The sequence below is a fragment of the Streptomyces sp. S4.7 genome, assembly GCF_010384365.1.
Classification (GTDB): Bacteria; Actinomycetota; Actinomycetes; order Streptomycetales; family Streptomycetaceae; genus Streptomyces.
On sequence record NZ_CP048397.1, the window covers coordinates 4,992,974 to 5,011,833 of the forward strand.

Below are 18,860 nucleotides of genomic sequence, written 5' to 3' on the forward strand. Positions count from 1 at the left end.
GGTTCCGTGCGGTGCGCGTCGGCGCTCGGGTGCGGTCGTGGTGGGGCGCCCGGCTAGGGCGCGCGCCGGTCCCGCAGCCCCAGGCCCTCGTCGTCGGAGTCCGTCCACAGCGCCGCGTTGTACGGCGCGTCGGGGATGGTGACGACTTCAGGACGGTCCTTGGGGGCGGGCCTCGAAGGCGCGGCCGGTACGGCTTCGTTCAGCCGGACGACCGTCCGCTCCAGGTCCGCCACGCGTTGGACGAGCTCATCGATACGACGGTGGACTGCTGTCAGATCTTCCGGCTGGGACATGACTTGCCCTCACTTCCGCAGGGGAGCGATGCCATCGGTAACGCGCCTGCGAGTGTCGCTTGTCACATCCCCGCTTGTGAAGGGACGTGCAGGGATTCCCGGCGCATACCTCAGCCGTGCGCTCCGCGTCGTTGATGTCGCGCCTCTCCATTTTCGCTCTTTCGACAGGGCTGTGTGGCGCTTCGCGTTGCGCCGTACGGGTGGGTTTCGGGCACGCGGCCGCCGTGTCGCCGCGATTGGCGGGAATCGGTCCTCTTCAGTGGGTGGGCAATAGGTGTGATCATCTATAAATTCCACAAACAGGACGAAGAGGTAGAGGCGATGTCCAAGGTCGGCGCCCCACGCGGGAGGACATGCTCCCGGACCACCCGTTCCGTCGCACTAATCACCACCGGTGTGCTCGCTCTGCCCGCGCTCGCCTCGTGCAGCTCGGGTGACGAGCGGAGCGAGGTCCCGGCCGCCGCTCAGGACGTCGGGCCGGCGGCACGGGACCGGATCGCGGACGGGGGCACGCTGCGCTGGGCCGTCGATACGGTGCCCACGACCCTCAACACCTTCCAGGCGGACGCCGATGCCACGACGTCGCGCGTCGCCGGAGCCGTACTGCCCTCCCTCTTCACCCTGGACAAGACCGGCCGTCCGCAGCGCAACCCGGACTATCTGGAGTCGGCGAAGATCGTCGAGCGCGAGCCCAAGCAGGTCGTGCTCTACAAGCTGAACCAGCAGGCGGTGTGGAGCGACGGACGCGAGCTCGGCGCACCGGACTTCGTGGCCCAGTGGCGCGCGCTGAGCGGCAAGGACTCCGCGTACTGGACCGCGCGCAACGCCGGGTACGAGCGGATCCAGAAGATCGAGCGCGGCGCGAACGACCTTGAGGTCAGGGTCACTTTCAACAAGCCGTACGCCGACTGGAGGGGCCTCTTCAGCCCGCTGTACCCGAAGGACGTGATGGGGGCGCCGAACGCGTTCAACGACGGCGCGCGCAACAAGCTCAAGGCGACGGCGGGGCCCTTCCAGCTCAAAAAGCTGGACCGGGAGGACCGCCAGGTGACGCTCGTCCGCAACCCCCGCTGGTGGGGCGCGCGGCCGAAGCTCGACTCGATCGTGCTGAGCGCCGTGTCGCGTGACAAGCGCGCCGCCGCCCTCGCCGAAGGCACCCTCGACCTCGCCGAGATCGACAGCCCCGTGGCGGAGCGGATCAAGAAGGCCGCCCACGACAAGAAGGGCGGAGCGGGACCGCAGTCCGGCACCGGGCCGGGGCCCGGAGCCGCGTCGCCGTCCGCCGGGGGCGACTCCGACGACGAGAAGGCCGAGGCCGCGCGGGCGACGCGCAAGAAGGCCAACGAGGCGCTCGCGAAGTACACCAAGGAGCAGAAGGGGTTGCGGGCCTACGTCGTACGGAAGTCCCTGGAGCCCGCCTTCACCCAGCTCGCGCTCAACGGGGAGACCGGACCGCTCGCCGACGAGCGCGTACGGCGTGCCGTCGCCCGCGCGCTCGACCGGCAGAAGCTGGCCGACGCCGTACTGAAGCCGCTCGGCCTGCCGGCGAACCCGCCCGGCAGCCATCTGGCGCTGGCAGGACAGCACGCGTACGCCGACAGCAGTGACGCGCTCGGGGAGCAGAACACACAGGAGGCGCAGGGGCTGCTCGCCGACGCGGGCTGGGTGCCCGGCGGCCCGCTGAAGAAGGACGACGGGACGAAGGCCGGGAGCGAGGCCGACGCCGACAAGGAGAAGGACAAGGAGAAGGAGAAGGAGAAGGACAAGGACAAGGACAAGGACGGGAACGGGGAGGCCACGAAGAAGGACACGGCAGAGGAGACGGTAACCGACGCGCCGGAACCCGGATCCGGTTCGGGCTCCGAGAGTGCCTCGGACAGCCCCTCGGACAGCCCCTCGGACAGTGCCTCCGAGAGCGGCTCCGAGAGTGATTCGGACAGCGCCTTTGACGAAGGCGCGTACATCGTCGGAGACAACAAGCCCGCACGGGGCACCCTCGTCTCCGGGACCGGTACGGGCGTCATCGCCCCGGCCCTCGGCACCGCGTTCCAGCGCGCGGTCCTGACGCGCCACATCGAGTCCCTGGCGGACTCGGACGTCAACGCCCAGGACCGGCAGCCGGGCGGTGGGATGGCCGGCGCGTACGCCCCGAGCGGCACCGCGGCCCCGTCCTCCTCCGCCTCGGCCTCCCCCTCGGCGTCCGCGTCGACCTCGGCGTCCGCTTCTGCTTCCACGTCCGCTTCCACGTCCGCTTCCACGTCCGCGTCGGCCTCCGCCCTGCCCGGCCCGCTCGCCAAGGACGGCAAGCCGCTCACCCTGCGCTTCGTCCTCCCCTCGGGCTCCGGCTCCGAGCAGCTGCGTACCGTCGGCGAGAAGATCGCGCGCATGCTCGACCGCATCGGCATCCGTACGGAGATCACCAAGGTCGCCGACGCCAACTACTTCAAGGACCACATCGCCTCGGGCGACTACGACCTCGCCCTGTACTCGTGGCCCGCGACGGCCTACCCCGCGACCGACGGCCGGCCGATCTACGCCAAGCCCGTCCCGGCCTCCGACGGCTCACTGCTGGTCGAGCAGAACTACACCCGCGTCGGTACGGACCACATCAACCAGCTCTTCGACCAGGCCGCCTCCGAGCTGGACGAGAAGGCGGCCCGCGATCTGCTGAGGCAGGCCGACGCACGCATCTGGGCGGCGGCCGGGTCCATCCCCCTCTACCAGCGCCCGCAGCTCGTCGCGGCCAAGCCTTCCGTGGCCAACGCCGGCGCCTTCGCCTTCGCCTCCCCGCGCTACGAGGACATCGGCTTCAAGGGCAGCGCCAAGAGCGGCCCGGAGAAGACCGAGAAGTCGGCGGGGCCCGAGAAGTCGGGGCAGACGGAGCGGGCGGAGCAGACCGGGAAGCCCGAAGCGGCGGAGTCCGAAAGCGACGAGTAGTAGAAGGACAGCGGTAGCACAGAAGAAGAATCGGAGAGAACCAGCAGGTCAGACCCAGAAAGCCAGACGATTTACTTGCCCGCCGGGCCTCCCGGCGGGCAAGATCGTGTGGACCCCCTGACCCGGGCGATTCCACACCCCGCAGTACCCGCCACCGGCCGCCCCACCAGCACCCTCCGCCCGTGCTCGCGAGCGCCCCCGCCCCTTGCCGGATCGGCCCCGGAAGCCCCGGACGCGCCAGCCCCGTACGATGGGTACGGCCGTGGCGTGTCCGCCCGGCAGGCGTACGAGGAAGAAACGCCGCATCCCACGATCGAGAGAAGCGCCAGCCAGCATGCCCACGCGCCACGACATCCGTAACGTCGCCATCGTCGCCCACGTCGACCATGGCAAGACCACTCTGGTCGACGCCATGCTGAAGCAGGCCGGCGCCTTCGCCGCGCACGCCGCCGAGCACCTCGACGACCGGATGATGGACTCGAACGACCTGGAGCGTGAGAAGGGCATCACGATCCTCGCCAAGAACACGGCGGTGAAGTACCACCCCAAGGAGGGCGGTACAGGTGACATCCCGAACCTGGTCACGATCAACATCATCGACACCCCGGGCCACGCCGACTTCGGCGGCGAGGTCGAGCGAGGCCTGTCGATGGTCGACGCGGTCGTCCTGCTCGTCGACGCCTCCGAGGGCCCGCTGCCGCAGACCCGTTTCGTGCTGCGCAAGGCGCTGTCGGCCCGGCTCCCCGTGATCCTGTGCATCAACAAGACCGACCGGCCCGACGCCCGTATCGCCGAGGTCGTGGACGAGACGTACGACCTCTTCCTCGACCTGGACGCGGACGAGGACCAGATCGAGTTCCCGATCGTCTACGCCTGCGCACGTGACGGCGTCGCCTCGCTGACCAAGCCCGAGGACGGCACGGTCCCGGCGGACAGCACCAACCTGGAGCCTTTCTTCAGCACGATCCTGGGCAGCGTCCCCGCTCCGGTGTACGACGAGGAAGCGCCGCTCCAGGCCCATGTCACCAACCTGGACGCCGACAACTTCCTCGGCCGTATCGCGCTGTGCCGCGTCGAGCAGGGCGAGCTGAAGAAGGGGCAGACCGTCACGTGGATCAAGCGCGACGGCACGATGTCCAACGTCCGCATCACCGAGCTGCTGATGACCGAGGCGCTCACCCGCAAGCCGGCCGAGAAGGCGGGCCCCGGCGACATCTGCGCCATCGCCGGTATCCCGGACATCATGATCGGCGAGACCCTGGCCGACCTGGAGAACCCGATTGCGCTGCCGCTGATCACGGTGGACGAGCCGGCCATCTCGATGACCATCGGTACGAACACCTCGCCGCTCGTCGGCAAGGGCGGCAAGGGCCACAAGGTCACCGCCCGTCAGGTGAAGGACCGGCTGGACCGTGAGCTGATCGGTAACGTCTCGCTGCGCGTCCTGGACACCGAGCGCCCCGACGCCTGGGAGGTGCAGGGCCGCGGTGAGCTGGCGCTGGCCATCCTGGTCGAGCAGATGCGCCGCGAGGGCTTCGAACTGACCGTCGGCAAGCCCGAGGTGGTCACCAAGGACGTCGACGGCAAGCTGCACGAGCCGATCGAGCGCATGACGATCGACTGCCCCGAGGAGCACCTGGGCGCGATCACGCAGCTGATGGCGACCCGCAAGGGCCGGATGGAGACCATGACCAACCACGGGTCGGGCTGGATCCGGATGGAGTGGATCGTGCCGTCCCGCGGACTCATCGGCTTCCGTACGGAGTTCCTCACCCAGACCCGGGGCACCGGTATCGCGCACTCGATCTTCGAGGGCCACGAGCCGTGGTTCGGCGAGCTGCGGACCCGTAACAACGGCTCGCTCGTCGCCGACCGGTCCGGTTCGGTGACACCGTTCGCGATGGTCAACCTCCAGGAGCGCGGTGTCATCTTCACCGAGCCCGGCACCGAGGTGTACGAGGGCATGATCATCGGTGAGAACTCGCGCGCCGACGACATGGACGTGAACATCACCAAGGAGAAGAAGCTCACCAACATGCGCGCGGCCTCCGCCGACACGACGGAGAACGTGGTGCCGCCGCGCAGGCTGTCGCTGGAGCAGTCCCTGGAGTTCTGCCGCGACGACGAGTGCATCGAAGTGACCCCGGAGACGGTCCGGATCCGTAAGGTCGTCCTGGACCAGAAGGAGCGAGGCCGCGCGGCCTCGCGCGCCAAGCGCTGACCCGCTGTCGGCGGGAGTGATCCGACGGCCCGGCCCACCGTGAAAGATGCGGCGGGCCGGGCCGTTCGTCAAACCGTTTTCCCCGGCCGAGTGTCCGGATATCGGCCTCCGCTATCCGGAACATGGGTTAACGGTCCGTTTCGCGGGTGTCTGTCTGTGCTCAGTTTGTCCGGATTTCGGGCTGTGGGGGCACTTCGATGTTGTCAAACCGAGACGCTCTAAGTGTGGTTTACAGCCGAGCCGTACTTAATAGTTGGCTCCATTGAGCTCGGGTCAATGGGTCATGCGCGATGGGGAGCGCCGACTCACGAGCGCACTCGGGGTATCTGTCGAGCCCGCTGCCAGGGGTGTCAGCGCGCGTAGACAAGCCCCTCTTGTTTGTGACTAACGGACTCATGAGGAGGAACCCATGCGCGGTGCCAAGAGCGCCAAGTGGGTAGTCGGCGCGATAGTCGTGGCTCTTGCGGCGACGGCCTGTGGTGGCGGCGGAGACGACGACGGCAACGGCGAGGCGGCATCGAAGGAGAAGGGCAAGCCCGCGGGCTATGTCTCCATCGACGTCGGCGAGCCGCAGAAGCCGCTGATCCCGGCCGACACCAACGAGTCGCTCGGCAGCTACGTGATCCAGTCGGTCTTCACCCAGCTGCTGGACTTCGACGCGCAGGGCAAGATCGTCTACACGAACGCCGAGTCGGTGAAGACGACGGACTCCAAGACCTGGACGGTCAAGCTCAAGCAGGGCTGGAAGTTCCACGACGGCACCCCCGTCACCGCTGAGTCGTACGTCAAGGCGTGGAACTGGTACGCCAACATCAAGAACAACCAGCAGAACGCCTTCTGGTTCGAGGACATCGCCGGCTACGCGGACGTCCACCCGGAGAAGGGTGACCCGAAGTCCGAGGAGATGTCGGGCCTGAAGGTCGTCGACGACAACACCTTCACCATCGAGCTGAGCGGCCCGGTGCCGTACTTCGAGTACAAGCTCGGCTACGCGACCTTCGCGCCGCTGCCCGAGGTGTTCTACAAGGACACCAAGGCGTTCGGCCAGGCGCCGGTCGGCAACGGTCCCTACATCTTCGAGAAGTGGGACCACAAGAAGCTCATCCGGGTCAAGGCCAACCCTGACTACCAGGGCCCGAACAAGGCCAAGAACAAGGGTGTCCTCTTCAAGAACTACGCGACCATCGAGGCCGCGTACCAGGACCTCCTCTCCGGCAACCTGGACATGATCCGCCAGGTCGGCCCGAAGGACCTGCCGAAGTACAAGCAGGACCTCGGCGACCGCGCGATCGACCAGCCGTACGCGGCCGTCCAGAGCCTCGTGCCGACCTTCTACTCGAAGACGTTCAAGGACATCGACCCGAAGGTCCTCCAGGGTCTGTCCATGGGGATCGACCGCGACACGATCACCAAGACCGTCCTCAACGGCACCCGCAAGCCCGCCACCAGCTTCACGCCCCCCGGCGTGGTCGGCAACCAGGACCTGGGCACGGACGTCTTCTCGTTCGACGCCGCGAAGGCCAAGTCCCTCGTGACCGAGGGCGGCGGCGTTCCGGGCAACAAGATCTGGATCCAGTACAACGCCGACGGCGGCCACAAGGAGTGGGTGACCGCGGTCTGCGAGTCCATCCGCAACTCCACCGGCGTGGACTGCGTCCCGGACGCCAAGCCCGACTTCCAGACCGACCTGGAAGCGCGTGACAACGACCAGGTCAAGTCGATGTACCGCGGTGGCTGGGTGGCCGACTACCCGCTGAACGTCAACTTCATGCGGGAGCTGTACGGCACCACCGCCGAGGCGAACAACGGCCGGTTCTCCGACAAGGCGGTCGACGCCGCGTTCAAGAAGGGCGACAACGCCGCCACCCTGGACGAGTCGATCGCGGCTTACCAGGAGGCCGAGAAGCTGCTTCTGACCAAGATGCCGGCGATCCCGCTGTGGGAGTACAAGACCAACGGTGGTTACTCCAAGGCTGTGGACAACGTGACGGTCGACTTCCACGGTGACTACAACATCACCGAAGTCACGGTTGCCAAGTAACCAGCCCGAGGGCCAACCCCCCCACTCGGCCATCAGCCGCTAACTGGCGGTGAGTCCCCGGGGCCGTTCCACGAGCAATCGGGAGCGGCCCCCGGGGCTGTCGTTATCCATTCGGAGGCAAACATGGGGCGTTATGTCGCGCGGCGACTGCTCCAGATGATCCCGGTCTTCCTCGGGTCAACCTTGCTGGTCTTCTCCATGATGTACGCCCTGCCCGGTGACCCCGTGCGCGCGCTCGCCGGAGAGCAGACGGTCGATCCCGCCCAGATCGCGGCCATGAAGAAGAATCTCGGTCTCGATCTGCCGCTCTGGCACCAGTACTGGAACTACCTCATCGGCCTGTTCCAGGGTGACTTCGGCACCCAGATCGCCAGCGGCAGACCCGTCGCCGACATCATCTCGGAGGCGTTCCCGATCACGGTCAGACTGACCCTGTTCGCCTTCACCTTCACCGTGCTCGTGGGCATCTCCATGGGCGTCTTCGCCGGACTCAAGGCCGACCAGCTCCGTGACCGGGGACTGCTCGTCCTGACGCTCCTGCTGATCTCTGTTCCCTCCTTCGTACTCGGCTTCCTCGGCCAGTACTTCTTCGCCTTCCAACTCGGCTGGGTGGACCCGAACGTGAGCGCCGAGGCGAACTGGGACGAGTTGTTCCTGCCCGCCGTCGTGCTCGGCTCGCTGTCGCTGGCCTACGTGGCCCGCCTCACCCGTACCTCGGTCGCCGAGAACCTGCGCGCCGACTACATGCGCACCGCCGTGGCCAAGGGCCTGCCCCGCCGCCGCGTCATCGGTGTGCACCTGATGCGCAATTCCATGATCCCGGTGGTGACGTTCCTCGGCACCGACCTCGGCGCCCTGCTGGGCGGCGCGGTCGTCACCGAAGGCATCTTCAACGTCAAGGGTGTCGGCTGGAACGTCTTCGACGCGCTGAAGCACCGCGAGGGCGCCACGGTCGTGGGCATCGTGACCCTCATCGTGGTCGTCTATCTCGTCGCCAGTCTGCTCGTCGACCTGCTCTACGCGGTCCTGGACCCGAGGATCCGTTATGCCTGAGGCACTCAAGGACACCGTCACCGAGCCCGGCATGGGCGAACCGATGGACGCTCCGACGACAGAACCCGCCGACGGCAAGGTGGGCAAGCCCCGCAGCCTCTGGTCGGACGCCTGGCACGACCTGCGGCGCAACCCGCTGTTCGTCGTCTCCGGCCTGCTGATCGTCTTCCTGCTGACCATGGCGGTCTTCCCGGGGTGGTTCACCAGTGCCGACCCGCGCTACGCCGACCTGGCCAACCACTATCTGCAGAAGCCCAAGTGGGGCAACTTCTTCGCGGAGGACTGGTTCGGGTACGACATCCAGGGCCGGTCGATCTACGCGCGCATCGTCTACGGCGCCCGCGCCTCGATCACCGTCGCGCTGGTCGTCACCCTGCTGGTCACGGTGCTCGGCACCGTCGTCGGCATGCTCGCCGGCTACTTCGGCGGCTGGATCGACTCCCTGCTGTCCCGGATCACCGACATCTTCTTCGGTGTCCCCTTCATCCTCGGCGCGATGGTCGTCCTGACCTCGTTCGAGGACCGTCACGTCTGGGTCGTGATCCTGGCGCTGGCCTTCCTGGGCTGGACACAGATAGCCCGTGTCGCCCGCGGATCGGTGCTCACCATCAAGCAGGCCGACTACGTGATGGCGGCCAAGGCGCTCGGCGCCTCGACCACCCGCATCCTGCTCCGGCACATCATGCCCAACGCGATCGCCCCGGTGATCGTGGTGGCGACCATCGCCCTCGGCGGTTACATCTCGGCCGAGGCCACGCTGTCGTTCCTGGGAATCGGCCTCGCCGAGCCCACCGTCTCGTGGGGCGTCGACATCTCGTCGGGCCAGGAGCAGCTGCGCAACGCCGCGTTCGTCCTGATCATCCCGTCGGTCATGGTGTCGATCACCGTCCTGGCGTTCATCATGCTCGGCGATGCGGTACGCAACGCCCTCGACCCGAAACTGCGCTGAGGGAGGCGTACATGACCATCATCGACAAGACGGCGGACGTTCCTTCTCCCCGCGGTTCGGGTGCCAGTGGCACCCCGCTGCTCGAAGTCCGTGACCTGCACGTGGAGTTCCACACCCGTGACGGTGTGGCCAAGGCGGTCAACGGAGTCAACTACAGCGTCAGCGCCGGTGAGACCCTCGCCGTGCTCGGCGAGTCCGGCTCCGGCAAGTCCGTGACCGCGCAGGCGATCATGGGCATCCTGGACATGCCGCCGGGGAGCATTCCCCGCGGGGAGATCCTCTTCCGCGGCGAGGACATGCTCAAGATGGGCAGCGAGGAGCGGCGGCTCATCCGCGGCCGGAAGATCGCGATGATCTTCCAGGACGCGCTGTCCTCGCTCAACCCGGTGCTCTCCGTCGGCTACCAGCTCGGCGAGATGTTCCGCGTGCACCAGGGCCTCTCCAAGAAGGAGGCCAAGGCCAAGTCCGTCGAGCTGATGGACCGCGTGCGCATCCCGGCGTCGAAGGAGCGGGTCAACGACTACCCGCACCAGTTCTCCGGCGGTATGCGCCAGCGCATCATGATCGCGATGGCGCTCGCCCTGGAGCCCGATCTGATCATCGCGGACGAGCCGACCACCGCGCTGGACGTGACGGTCCAGGCGCAGGTCATGGACCTGCTGGCGGAGCTGCAGCGCGAGTACAACATGGGCCTGATCCTGATCACCCACGACCTCGGCGTGGTCGCCGACGTCGCGGACAAGATCGCGGTCATGTACGCGGGACGGATCGTGGAGACCGCCCCCGTGCACGAGCTGTACAAGCGCCCCGCGCACCCGTACGCCCGCGGTCTGCTGGACTCGATCCCGCGCCTGGACCAGAAGGGCCAGGAGCTCTACGCGATCAAGGGCCTGCCGCCCAACCTCACGCGGATTCCGTCCGGTTGCGCCTTCAACCCGCGCTGCCCGTCGGCGCAGGACATCTGCCGTACGGACATCCCGGCGCTGCTTCCCGTCACCGAGCGGGACGGCGGCGAGCTGCCGGGCCGCGGCAGCGCGTGCCACTTCTGGAAGGAGACGATCCATGGCTGAGTCGACCAGGAAAGACGACTCCATGGACGCGACCCCGAACGTCACCGGGATCGAGACGGCCGACGCCGCCACGGTCGAGGAGTCCGTCGCCGCCATCGAGGCGCCGGCCGAGCGCGGGGAGCCGATCCTCCAGGTGCGCAACCTGGTCAAGCACTTCCCGCTGACCCAGGGCATCCTGTTCAAGAAGCAGATCGGCGCGGTCAAGGCCGTCGACGGCATCTCGTTCGACCTCTACCAGGGCGAGACGCTGGGCATCGTGGGCGAGTCGGGCTGTGGCAAGTCCACGGTCGCCCGGCTGCTGATGACGCTGGAGACGGCCACCGCGGGCGAGGTCTTCTTCAAGGGCCAGGACATCACCCGGCTGTCCGGGCGGGCGCTGAAGGCGGTGCGCCGGAACATCCAGATGGTCTTCCAGGACCCGTACACCTCGCTGAACCCGCGTATGACCGTCGGTGACATCATCGGCGAGCCCTTCGACATCCACCCCGAGGTGGCACCGAAGGGCGACCGGCGGCGCAAGGTCCAGGACCTGCTCGACGTCGTCGGCCTCAACCCGGAGTACATCAACCGCTACCCGCACCAGTTCTCCGGCGGTCAGCGCCAGCGCATCGGCATCGCCCGCGGTCTCGCGCTCAACCCCGAGGTCATCATCTGCGACGAGCCGGTCTCGGCGCTCGACGTGTCCGTGCAGGCGCAGGTCATCAACCTGATGGAGAAGCTCCAGGACGAGTTCAACCTCTCCTACATCTTCATCGCGCACGACCTGTCGATCGTCCGGCACATCTCGGACCGCGTCGGTGTCATGTACCTCGGCAAGATGGCCGAGATCGGTACGGACACCCAGATCTACGACCACCCGACGCACCCCTACACGCAGGCGCTGCTCTCCGCGGTGCCGGTGCCCGACCCGGAGGCCCGTACCGGCCGCGAGCGGATCATCCTCACCGGCGACGTGCCGTCCCCGGCGAACCCGCCGTCCGGCTGCCGCTTCCGCACCCGCTGCTGGAAGGCCGAGGACAAGTGCGCCAAGGAGGTCCCGCTGCTGGCGATCCCCGAGCGCTTCGTCGCCTCGACCACTCCGGCGGCGCACGAATCGGCCTGCCACTTCGCCGAGGAGAAGGACGTCGTCCACGCCGTGTGAGACGCCCCTGAGACGCCGTCGGTGAACGACGAGAGGCCCGGACCGTACACGGTCCGGGCCTCCGTCGTGTCCACGCACGGGCGCCCAATAAATGCGCGGAATCTGAAAGGGAGTGATATTTGGGCCTAAGTGACATTCGGGACTCAGGAGGAACTCCATGCGCCGAGCCACACACGCCAGGTTGGCCGCCGGTGCGCTCGCCGTCGCCCTCACGGCGACAGCCTGCGGTGGCGGCGGTGGGAGCGGCAGCGGGGGTGGCGCGGACGGGGTGCTGAGCTCGTCCTGGGGCGATCCGCAGAACCCGCTGGAGCCCGCCAACACGAACGAGGTCCAGGGCGGCAAGGTCCTCGACATGGTCTTCAGGGGACTGAAACGGTACAACCCGGAGAACGCCAAGGCCGAGAACATGCTCGCCGAGAAGATCGAGACGACCGACTCGACGAACTTCAAGATCACGGTGAAGGACGGCTGGACCTTCAGCAACGGCGAGAAGGTCACCGCGAAGTCCTTCGTGGACGCCTGGAACTACGGCGCGAACCTGACGAACAACCAGCGCAACGCCTACTTCTTCGGCCAGATCGACGGCTATACGGCCGTCCACCCCGACTCGGGCAAGCCCACCGCCACCGCGCTCTCCGGACTCAAGGTCACCGGCCCCCAGACCTTCACCGTCAAGCTCTCCCAGAAGTTCTCCACCTGGCCGGACACCCTCGGGTACGCCGCGTTCGCGCCGCTGCCCTCCGCGTTCTTCAAGGACCACGCGGGCTGGCTCTCCAAGCCGGTCGGCAACGGTCCGTACACCATCGACTCGTACACCAAGGGCTCCCAGATGTCCCTGCGCAAGTGGGACAAGTACCCGGGGCCGGACAAGGCGCAGAACGGCGGCGTGGACCTCAAGGTCTACACCGACAACAACACCGCCTACACCGACCTGACGGCGGGCAACCTGGACCTCGTCGACGACGTCCCGGCCTCCCAGCTCAAGAACGCGCCCGCCGACCTCGGATCCCGCTACATCAACACCCCCGCGGGCATCATCCAGACCCTCGCCTTCCCGTACTACGACAAGGCGTGGAACACCCCGGACGCGCAGAAGGTCCGCACCGGCCTCTCGATGGCGATCAACCGCAAGCAGATCACCGAAACGATCTTCCAGAAGACCCGCACCCCGGCCACCGACTGGACCTCCCCGGTGCTCGGCAAGGACGGCGGCTACCAGGCCGGACTCTGCGGCAAGGCGTGCGAATACGACCCCGCCGCCGCGAAGAAGATGATCGCAGACGGCGGCGGCCTCCCCGGCGGCCGGATCCAGCTCACGTACAACGCGGACACCGGCTCGCACAAGGACTGGATCGACGCCGTCTGCAACAGCATCAACAACACGCTCGGCAACGACCGGGCGTGCGTCGGCCGGCCCATCGGCACCTTCGCCGACTTCCGCAGCCAGATCACCCAGCAGAAGATGCCCGGCCCCTTCCGGGCCGGCTGGCAGATGGACTACCCGCTGATCCAGAACTTCCTCCAGCCGCTCTACTTCACCAACGCCTCGTCCAACGACGGCAAGTGGACCAACGCCGAGTTCGACAAGCTCGTCAACGAGGCCAACGCCGAGAGCGACACCCAGACCGCGATCAAGAAGTTCCAGCAGGCCGAGGGTGTCGTACGGGACAACATGGCCGCCATCCCGCTCTGGTACCAGAACGGCAGCGCCGGCTACTCGGAGCGGCTGAGCAACGTGGAGCTGAACCCGTTCAGCGTCCCCGTCTACAACGAGATCAAGGTCAGCTGACGCCGGAGTCGTCAGGCCCGGCGCACCCCTCCCGCGCCGGGCCGCGGTCCATTTCCCCCGCCGGGCCGTACGGCATTTTCCGCCGGGCCCCAGGCCCGACCACGACCCCCGGAGCCCTTCATGGGACGTTATGTGATCCGGCGTCTGCTCCAGATGATCCCGGTCTTCATCGGCGCCACTCTGCTGATCTTCCTCATGGTCAACGTGATGGGCGACCCCATCGCGGGCCTGTGCGGCGAGCGGCAGTGCGACCCGGCGACCGCCGCCCAGCTGCGCTCCGAGTTCGGTCTCGACAAGCCGGTGTGGCAGCAATACCTCACCTACATGGGCAACGTCTTCACCGGTGACTTCGGGACGGCCTTCAACGGCCAGAAGGTCACCGAGCTGATGGCCACCGCCTTCCCGATCACCATCAGACTGACGATCGTCGCGATCGTCTTCGAGATCATCATCGGCATCACGCTCGGCGTGCTGACCGGACTGCGGCGCGGGCGGCCGGTCGACAGCGGCGTCCTGCTCCTGACCCTGGTCGTCATCTCCGTACCGACCTTCGTGACCGGCCTGATCGTTCAGCTCCTCCTAGGGGTGAAGTGGAACGTCATCTCCCCGTCGGTGTCCTCCGCCGCCCCGCTCGGCGAACTCATCGTGCCGGGCCTCGTACTGGCCTCCGTGTCACTGGCCTACGTCACCCGGCTCAGCCGCACGTCCATCGCCGAGAACACCCGCTCCGACTACGTGCGCACCGCCGTCGCCAAGGGCCTGCCGAGGCACCGGGTGATCACCCGGCATCTGCTGCGCAACTCACTGATCCCCGTGATCACCTTCATCGGCACCGACGTCGGCGCACTGATGGGCGGCGCGATCGTCACCGAGCGGATCTTCAACATCCACGGCGTCGGCTACCAGCTCTACCAGGGCATCCTCCGCCAGAACACCCAGACCGTCGTCGGCTTCGTGACGATCCTCGTCATCGTCTTCCTCCTCGCGAACCTGCTGGTCGACCTTCTCTACGCCGTACTCGACCCGAGGATCCGCTATGCCTGAGACAACTCCCCCCGAGGACGAGGGAGCCATCGCGCCGACCGGCTTCGGCGGCTCGATGGACCTCGCCACGAGCGACGGCGCCGAGCTCGAAGGGCTCGACCAGGGCGACGGCAAGGGGCCCGGGGAGAAGCCCCGCAGCCTCTGGTCCGACGCCTGGCGCGATCTGCGCCGCAACCCGGTCTTCATCATCTCGGGCCTCGTCATCGTCTTCCTGGTCGTCATCGCGATCTGGCCCCAGCTGATCGCCTCCGGCAACCCGCTCTCCTGCGACCTCGCCAAGGCGCAGGAGGGGTCCCAGCCCGGCCACCCCTTCGGGTTCACCGCACAGGGCTGCGACGTCTACACCCGTACCGTCTACGGCGCCCGTGCCTCGGTCACCGTCGGCGTCTGCGCCACCCTCGGCGTCGCGCTCGTCGGGACCGCCCTCGGCGGGCTGGCCGGCTTCTTCGGCGGCTTCTGGGACGCGATCCTCTCCCGCGTCACCGACATCTTCTTCGGCATCCCCGTGGTGCTCGGCGGCCTCGTCCTGCTCTCCGTCGTCACCAGCTCCACCGTCTGGCCCGTCATCGGATTCATGGTGCTGCTCGGCTGGCCGCAGATCTCCCGGATCGCCCGCGGCTCCGTCATCACCATCAAACAGAACGACTTCGTCCAGGCGGCGCGCGCCCTCGGCGCCTCTAACTCCCGGATGATGCTGCGTCACGTCCTGCCCAACGCCGTCGCCCCGGTCATCGTGGTGGCGACCATCGCGCTCGGCACGTACATCGCGCTGGAGGCGACCCTGTCCTACCTCGGCGTGGGCCTCAAACCGCCCTCCGTGTCCTGGGGCATCGACATCTCCGACGCGTCGAAGTTCATCCGCAACGCCCCGCACATGCTGCTGTGGCCCGCCGGTGCCCTGGCCGTCACCGTGCTCGCCTTCATCATGCTCGGCGACGCGGTGCGCGACGCCCTCGACCCCAAGCTGCGCTGAGGAGCCCGTCCATGTTGCTCGAAGTGCGCGATCTGCAGGTGGAGTTCCACACCCGCGACGGCGTCGTGAAGGCGGTCAACGGAGTCAGTTACTCGGTCGACGCGGGCGAGACACTCGCGGTGCTCGGCGAGTCCGGCTCCGGCAAGTCCGTCACCGCCCAGGCGATCATGGGCATCCTCGACATGCCGCCCGGCCGGATCACGGGCGGCGAAGTCCTCTTCAAGGAGCAGGACCTGCTGAAGCTCAAGGAGGACCGACGGCGGAAGATCCGCGGCGCCGACATGGCGATGATCTTCCAGGACGCGCTCTCCTCGCTCAACCCGGTGCTCAGCGTGGGCGCGCAGCTCGGCGAGATGTTCATCGTCCACCAGGGGACGTCCCGCAAGGACGCGCGGGCGAAGTCGGTCGAACTCATGGACCGGGTACGGATCCCGGCGGCCAAGGACCGCGTGAACGACTACCCCCACCAGTTCTCCGGCGGTATGCGCCAGCGCATCATGATCGCCATGGCGATGGCGCTCGAACCCTCGCTGATCATCGCCGACGAACCGACGACCGCGCTCGATGTGACCGTGCAGGCCCAGGTGATGGAGCTGCTGGGTGAGTTGCGCCGCGAACTCGGCATGGGGCTGATCCTGATCACCCACGACCTCGGGGTCGTCGCCGACGTCGCGGACAAGATCGCGGTCATGTACGCGGGCCGGATCGTCGAGTCCGCCCCCGTCCACGACATCTACAAGGCGCCCGCCCACCCCTACACCCGCGGTCTGCTCGACTCCATCCCACGGCTCGACCAGAAGGGCCGGGAGCTGTACGCGATCAAGGGCCTGCCACCCAACCTCCAGCGCATCCCGGCCGGCTGCGCCTTCAACCCGCGCTGCCCGAGGGCGCGGGACATCTGCCGTACGGACGTGCCGCCGCTCTTCGAGGTCGACGAGAACCGGCGCAGCGCCTGCTTCTTCTGGAGGGAGACCCTCGATGACGTCGACGGCTGAACCCGCCGAACCCATTCTGCGGGTGCGCGACCTGGTCAAACACTTCCCGCTCACCCGGGGAATCCTCTTCAAGAGGCAGATCGGCGCGGTCAAGGCGGTCGACGGCGTCTCCTTCGACCTGGCGGCCGGCGAGACGCTGGGTGTCGTGGGCGAGTCCGGCTGCGGGAAGTCCACCGTGGCGCGGATGCTGGTCAACCTGGAGCGGCCGACGGCGGGCGAGATCCGGTACAGGGGCGAGGACATCACCCGGCTGTCCGGGCGGGCGCTGAAGGCGGTGCGCCGGAACATCCAGATGGTCTTCCAGGACCCGTACACCTCGCTGAACCCGCGTATGACCGTCGGTGACATCATCGGCGAGCCCTTCGACATCCACCCCGAGGTGGCACCGAAGGGCGACCGGCGGCGCAAGGTCCAGGACCTGCTCGACGTCGTCGGCCTCAACCCGGAGTACATCAACCGCTACCCGCACCAGTTCTCCGGCGGTCAGCGCCAGCGCATCGGCATCGCCCGCGGTCTCGCGCTCAACCCCGAGGTCATCGTCGCCGACGAGCCGGTCTCGGCGCTCGACGTGTCCGTGCAGGCGCAGGTCATCAACCTGATGGAGAAGCTCCAGGACGAGTTCAACCTCTCCTACATCTTCATCGCGCACGACCTGTCGATCGTCCGGCACATCTCCGACCGCGTCGGGGTCATGTACCTCGGGCGGATCATCGAGATCGGCACGGACACCCAGATCTACGACCACCCCACCCATCCCTACACACAGGCGCTGCTCTCCGCGGTGCCGGTGCCCGACCCGGCGGCCCGCACCGGCCGCGAGCGGATCATCCTCACCGGCGAGGTGCCCTCGCCGGCGCATCCGCCGTCCGGCTGCCGGTTCCGTACCCGCTGCTGGAAGGCGCAGGAGAGGTGCGCGCTGGAGGTACCGCTGCTCGCCGTGCCCGCCGTCTTCCGGGGAACGGAGGGGCCCGCGGAACACGACTCGGCGTGCCACTTCGCCGAGGAGCGGCAGGTGGTGCCGACCACGGCCGGGGCCGGAGGGGCACCCGGGGCGGGTGGCGAGGGCGGGGAGCAGGGGCAGGATCCGGACAAGGAGATGTGATTGAGACGTCAGTTCCGTTGACACGCAGGAAACTTCACCGACGCTTCGCCGATATACGGACGGGTCACATTGGTCGACGTACGGCCGTGCGGGTGCCGTTGGACCGGCCGGGATCCTGAGGTCCCGGCCGGTCGCCCGCCGGGCGGGCCGCGGGCTCCGGGGTACCTCTGGTGCTCTTGTTCCCACGGCGTTCAGCCGGGACCATCGCAGTGTGATATTCACCCGCGGGGCCCGGATCACCGGCGCTGTGCTGTGCACCGCGCTCGCCGTCGTCACCGCCGCGTGGATCGTGCGGGACCTGACGCGGACGGACCGGCCCGTCGACCTCTGGTGGTTCTGGGCCGGCCAGGGCGATGTCGGGGCGACGGCCCCACCGGTGACCTCGCTGCTCGACCCCGTGCTGCTGGCCGTCTACGCGGCCGTGACCGTCACCGTCATGCGCTCGGCCGTCGCCGCGTCCGCTCTGTTCGCCACCGGCGTCCTCACGTTCGCCGTCCGGCTGCCGGGCCTGTGGGTGCTCGGCTCGTCGTGGATGGACGGGCGGGCCCCGGACGAACTCCGCACCCGCGCCCTGCTCTGCGCCTTCGGCGTCCTCGCGGTGGCCGTCGTGCTGATCGTCACGGCCCTGGCCGGGCGCGGAGCGCCGGACTCCGCGTACGCGCTGACGCCGACCCGGCCCGCGCAGGGCGTCGCCGTGACGTCTTTCCTGCTGCTGGGCGCCGCGGCGGGCATCTGGACGGCCTGGGAGGTCTACTGGGGGCAGCGGCTCGGTCCCGGCGCGTATCTCGACCGTGTGACCGGGGAGTCGGTCCTGATGCCGCTCCTCGGCACGCCGCCCGGCTGGCTGAACGCGGTGATCGTGCTGCTCTGTCTCGCGGCGGCCGTGGGGGCACTCTTCGGCACACCGTTCTCACGGCCGCTCGGCATGGTGGTCTCGGCGCTGCTGGCGGGGGTCGGCGGGACTGCTCTCGCCACGGCTCTGCGGTACGAACAGCTCGACCGCTTCGGCGAGTTGACCACGGTCGAACAACTCTCCCTCGCCAGCCTCCTGTTCGGGCTGGGGGCGGGCACCCTGGCGCTGTTCGCGCTCGCCCGCAGGGGCGAGCGGGACATGCCGGGGGCGGGCCCGTACGGACCGGCGTGGGGGCGGAGCGAGCCGGAGAGGTACGGGCAGGGCGGCGGCGGTTTCGGGCCGCCACCGCCCTCGTCGCCGCCGCCCGGCTGGTGAGGGCCGTCGGACGGCGCGGCGGGT

Annotated in this window: 14 protein-coding genes; 13 read left to right on the forward strand and 1 reads right to left on the reverse strand. The window is 68.1% G+C overall.

Annotated elements, in window-relative coordinates:
* Positions 1-53: 53 nt before the first annotated feature.
* Positions 54-293 carry a hypothetical protein gene (locus tag SSPS47_RS22430; RefSeq protein ID WP_164252618.1) on the reverse strand — a complete coding sequence of 80 codons (240 nt, stop codon included), beginning with the start codon at positions 291-293 and terminating at the stop codon, positions 54-56.
* A gap of 321 nt (positions 294-614) precedes the next feature.
* Here SSPS47_RS22430 and SSPS47_RS22435 point away from each other — a divergent pair, with 321 nt between their 5' ends.
* The 13 genes from SSPS47_RS22435 (at position 615) to SSPS47_RS22495 (ending at position 18,836) form a co-directional block, all read left to right on the forward strand.
* Positions 615-3,230: an ABC transporter family substrate-binding protein gene (locus SSPS47_RS22435; RefSeq protein WP_164254862.1), complete on the forward strand. Its 2,616-nt coding sequence runs from the start codon at positions 615-617 to the stop codon at positions 3,228-3,230.
* A gap of 334 nt (positions 3,231-3,564) precedes the next feature.
* Entirely contained in the window at positions 3,565-5,451 is a 1,887-nt protein-coding gene (gene typA, locus SSPS47_RS22440) for a translational GTPase TypA (RefSeq protein WP_147874025.1), read from the forward strand.
* Between the two features lie 409 nt (positions 5,452-5,860).
* Positions 5,861-7,492 (forward strand): ABC transporter substrate-binding protein, encoded by a 1,632-nt coding sequence (locus SSPS47_RS22445; protein ID WP_164252619.1) that lies wholly within the window; start codon positions 5,861-5,863, stop codon positions 7,490-7,492.
* A gap of 123 nt (positions 7,493-7,615) precedes the next feature.
* Positions 7,616-8,545, forward strand: a complete 930-nt coding sequence (locus SSPS47_RS22450; RefSeq protein WP_164252620.1) for an ABC transporter permease — start codon at positions 7,616-7,618, stop codon at positions 8,543-8,545.
* Positions 8,546-8,576: 31 nt separating this feature from the next.
* Entirely contained in the window at positions 8,577-9,494 is a 918-nt protein-coding gene (locus tag SSPS47_RS22455; RefSeq protein WP_164254864.1) for an ABC transporter permease, read from the forward strand.
* A gap of 11 nt (positions 9,495-9,505) precedes the next feature.
* A complete protein-coding gene (locus tag SSPS47_RS22460) occupies positions 9,506-10,564 on the forward strand; it encodes an ABC transporter ATP-binding protein (RefSeq protein ID WP_164252621.1) in 1,059 nt (352 codons plus the stop codon).
* On the forward strand, positions 10,557-11,705 hold the full coding sequence (locus SSPS47_RS22465) for a dipeptide ABC transporter ATP-binding protein (protein ID WP_164252622.1): 1,149 nt from the start codon (positions 10,557-10,559) through the stop codon (positions 11,703-11,705). The genes SSPS47_RS22460 and SSPS47_RS22465 overlap by 8 nt, the downstream gene beginning before the upstream one ends.
* Positions 11,706-11,862: 157 nt before the next feature.
* Positions 11,863-13,494 carry an ABC transporter substrate-binding protein gene (locus tag SSPS47_RS22470; RefSeq protein ID WP_164252623.1) on the forward strand — a complete coding sequence of 544 codons (1,632 nt, stop codon included), beginning with the start codon at positions 11,863-11,865 and terminating at the stop codon, positions 13,492-13,494.
* Positions 13,495-13,614: 120 nt separating this feature from the next.
* Positions 13,615-14,538: an ABC transporter permease gene (locus tag SSPS47_RS22475; protein ID WP_147874019.1), complete on the forward strand. Its 924-nt coding sequence runs from the start codon at positions 13,615-13,617 to the stop codon at positions 14,536-14,538.
* The gene (locus SSPS47_RS22480) at positions 14,531-15,511 is read left to right on the forward strand and encodes an ABC transporter permease (protein WP_147874018.1); all 981 of its coding nucleotides are present in this window, start codon (positions 14,531-14,533) and stop codon (positions 15,509-15,511) included. The genes SSPS47_RS22475 and SSPS47_RS22480 overlap by 8 nt, the downstream gene beginning before the upstream one ends.
* 11 nt (positions 15,512-15,522) lie before the next feature.
* Positions 15,523-16,506: an ABC transporter ATP-binding protein gene (locus tag SSPS47_RS22485; protein WP_164252624.1), complete on the forward strand. Its 984-nt coding sequence runs from the start codon at positions 15,523-15,525 to the stop codon at positions 16,504-16,506.
* The gene (locus tag SSPS47_RS22490; protein ID WP_164252625.1) at positions 16,490-17,608 is read left to right on the forward strand and encodes a dipeptide ABC transporter ATP-binding protein; all 1,119 of its coding nucleotides are present in this window, start codon (positions 16,490-16,492) and stop codon (positions 17,606-17,608) included. Before SSPS47_RS22485 ends, SSPS47_RS22490 begins: the two co-directional genes overlap by 17 nt.
* Positions 17,609-17,819: 211 nt before the next feature.
* A complete protein-coding gene (locus SSPS47_RS22495; protein WP_164252626.1) occupies positions 17,820-18,836 on the forward strand; it encodes a hypothetical protein in 1,017 nt (338 codons plus the stop codon).
* Positions 18,837-18,860: the final 24 nt, after the last annotated feature.

Excerpts from the sequence above, each read along its gene's own strand:
- SSPS47_RS22435 (WP_164254862.1), top strand. The coding sequence starts at position 615 with ATGTCCAAGGTCGGCGCCCCACGCGGGAGGACATGCTCCCGGACCACC.
- SSPS47_RS22465 (WP_164252622.1), top strand. The coding sequence starts at position 10,557 with ATGGCTGAGTCGACCAGGAAAGACGACTCCATGGACGCGACCCCGAAC.
- SSPS47_RS22490 (WP_164252625.1), top strand. The coding sequence starts at position 16,490 with ATGACGTCGACGGCTGAACCCGCCGAACCCATTCTGCGGGTGCGCGAC.
- SSPS47_RS22485 (WP_164252624.1), top strand. The coding sequence starts at position 15,523 with ATGTTGCTCGAAGTGCGCGATCTGCAGGTGGAGTTCCACACCCGCGAC.
- SSPS47_RS22460 (WP_164252621.1), top strand. The coding sequence starts at position 9,506 with ATGACCATCATCGACAAGACGGCGGACGTTCCTTCTCCCCGCGGTTCG.
- SSPS47_RS22455 (WP_164254864.1), top strand. The coding sequence starts at position 8,577 with ATGGGCGAACCGATGGACGCTCCGACGACAGAACCCGCCGACGGCAAG.
- SSPS47_RS22470 (WP_164252623.1), top strand. The coding sequence starts at position 11,863 with ATGCGCCGAGCCACACACGCCAGGTTGGCCGCCGGTGCGCTCGCCGTC.
- SSPS47_RS22475 (WP_147874019.1), top strand. The coding sequence starts at position 13,615 with ATGGGACGTTATGTGATCCGGCGTCTGCTCCAGATGATCCCGGTCTTC.
- SSPS47_RS22480 (WP_147874018.1), top strand. The coding sequence starts at position 14,531 with ATGCCTGAGACAACTCCCCCCGAGGACGAGGGAGCCATCGCGCCGACC.
- SSPS47_RS22450 (WP_164252620.1), top strand. The coding sequence starts at position 7,616 with ATGGGGCGTTATGTCGCGCGGCGACTGCTCCAGATGATCCCGGTCTTC.
- SSPS47_RS22445 (WP_164252619.1), top strand. The coding sequence starts at position 5,861 with ATGCGCGGTGCCAAGAGCGCCAAGTGGGTAGTCGGCGCGATAGTCGTG.
- typA (WP_147874025.1), top strand. The coding sequence starts at position 3,565 with ATGCCCACGCGCCACGACATCCGTAACGTCGCCATCGTCGCCCACGTC.
- SSPS47_RS22430 (WP_164252618.1), bottom strand. The coding sequence starts at position 293 with ATGTCCCAGCCGGAAGATCTGACAGCAGTCCACCGTCGTATCGATGAG.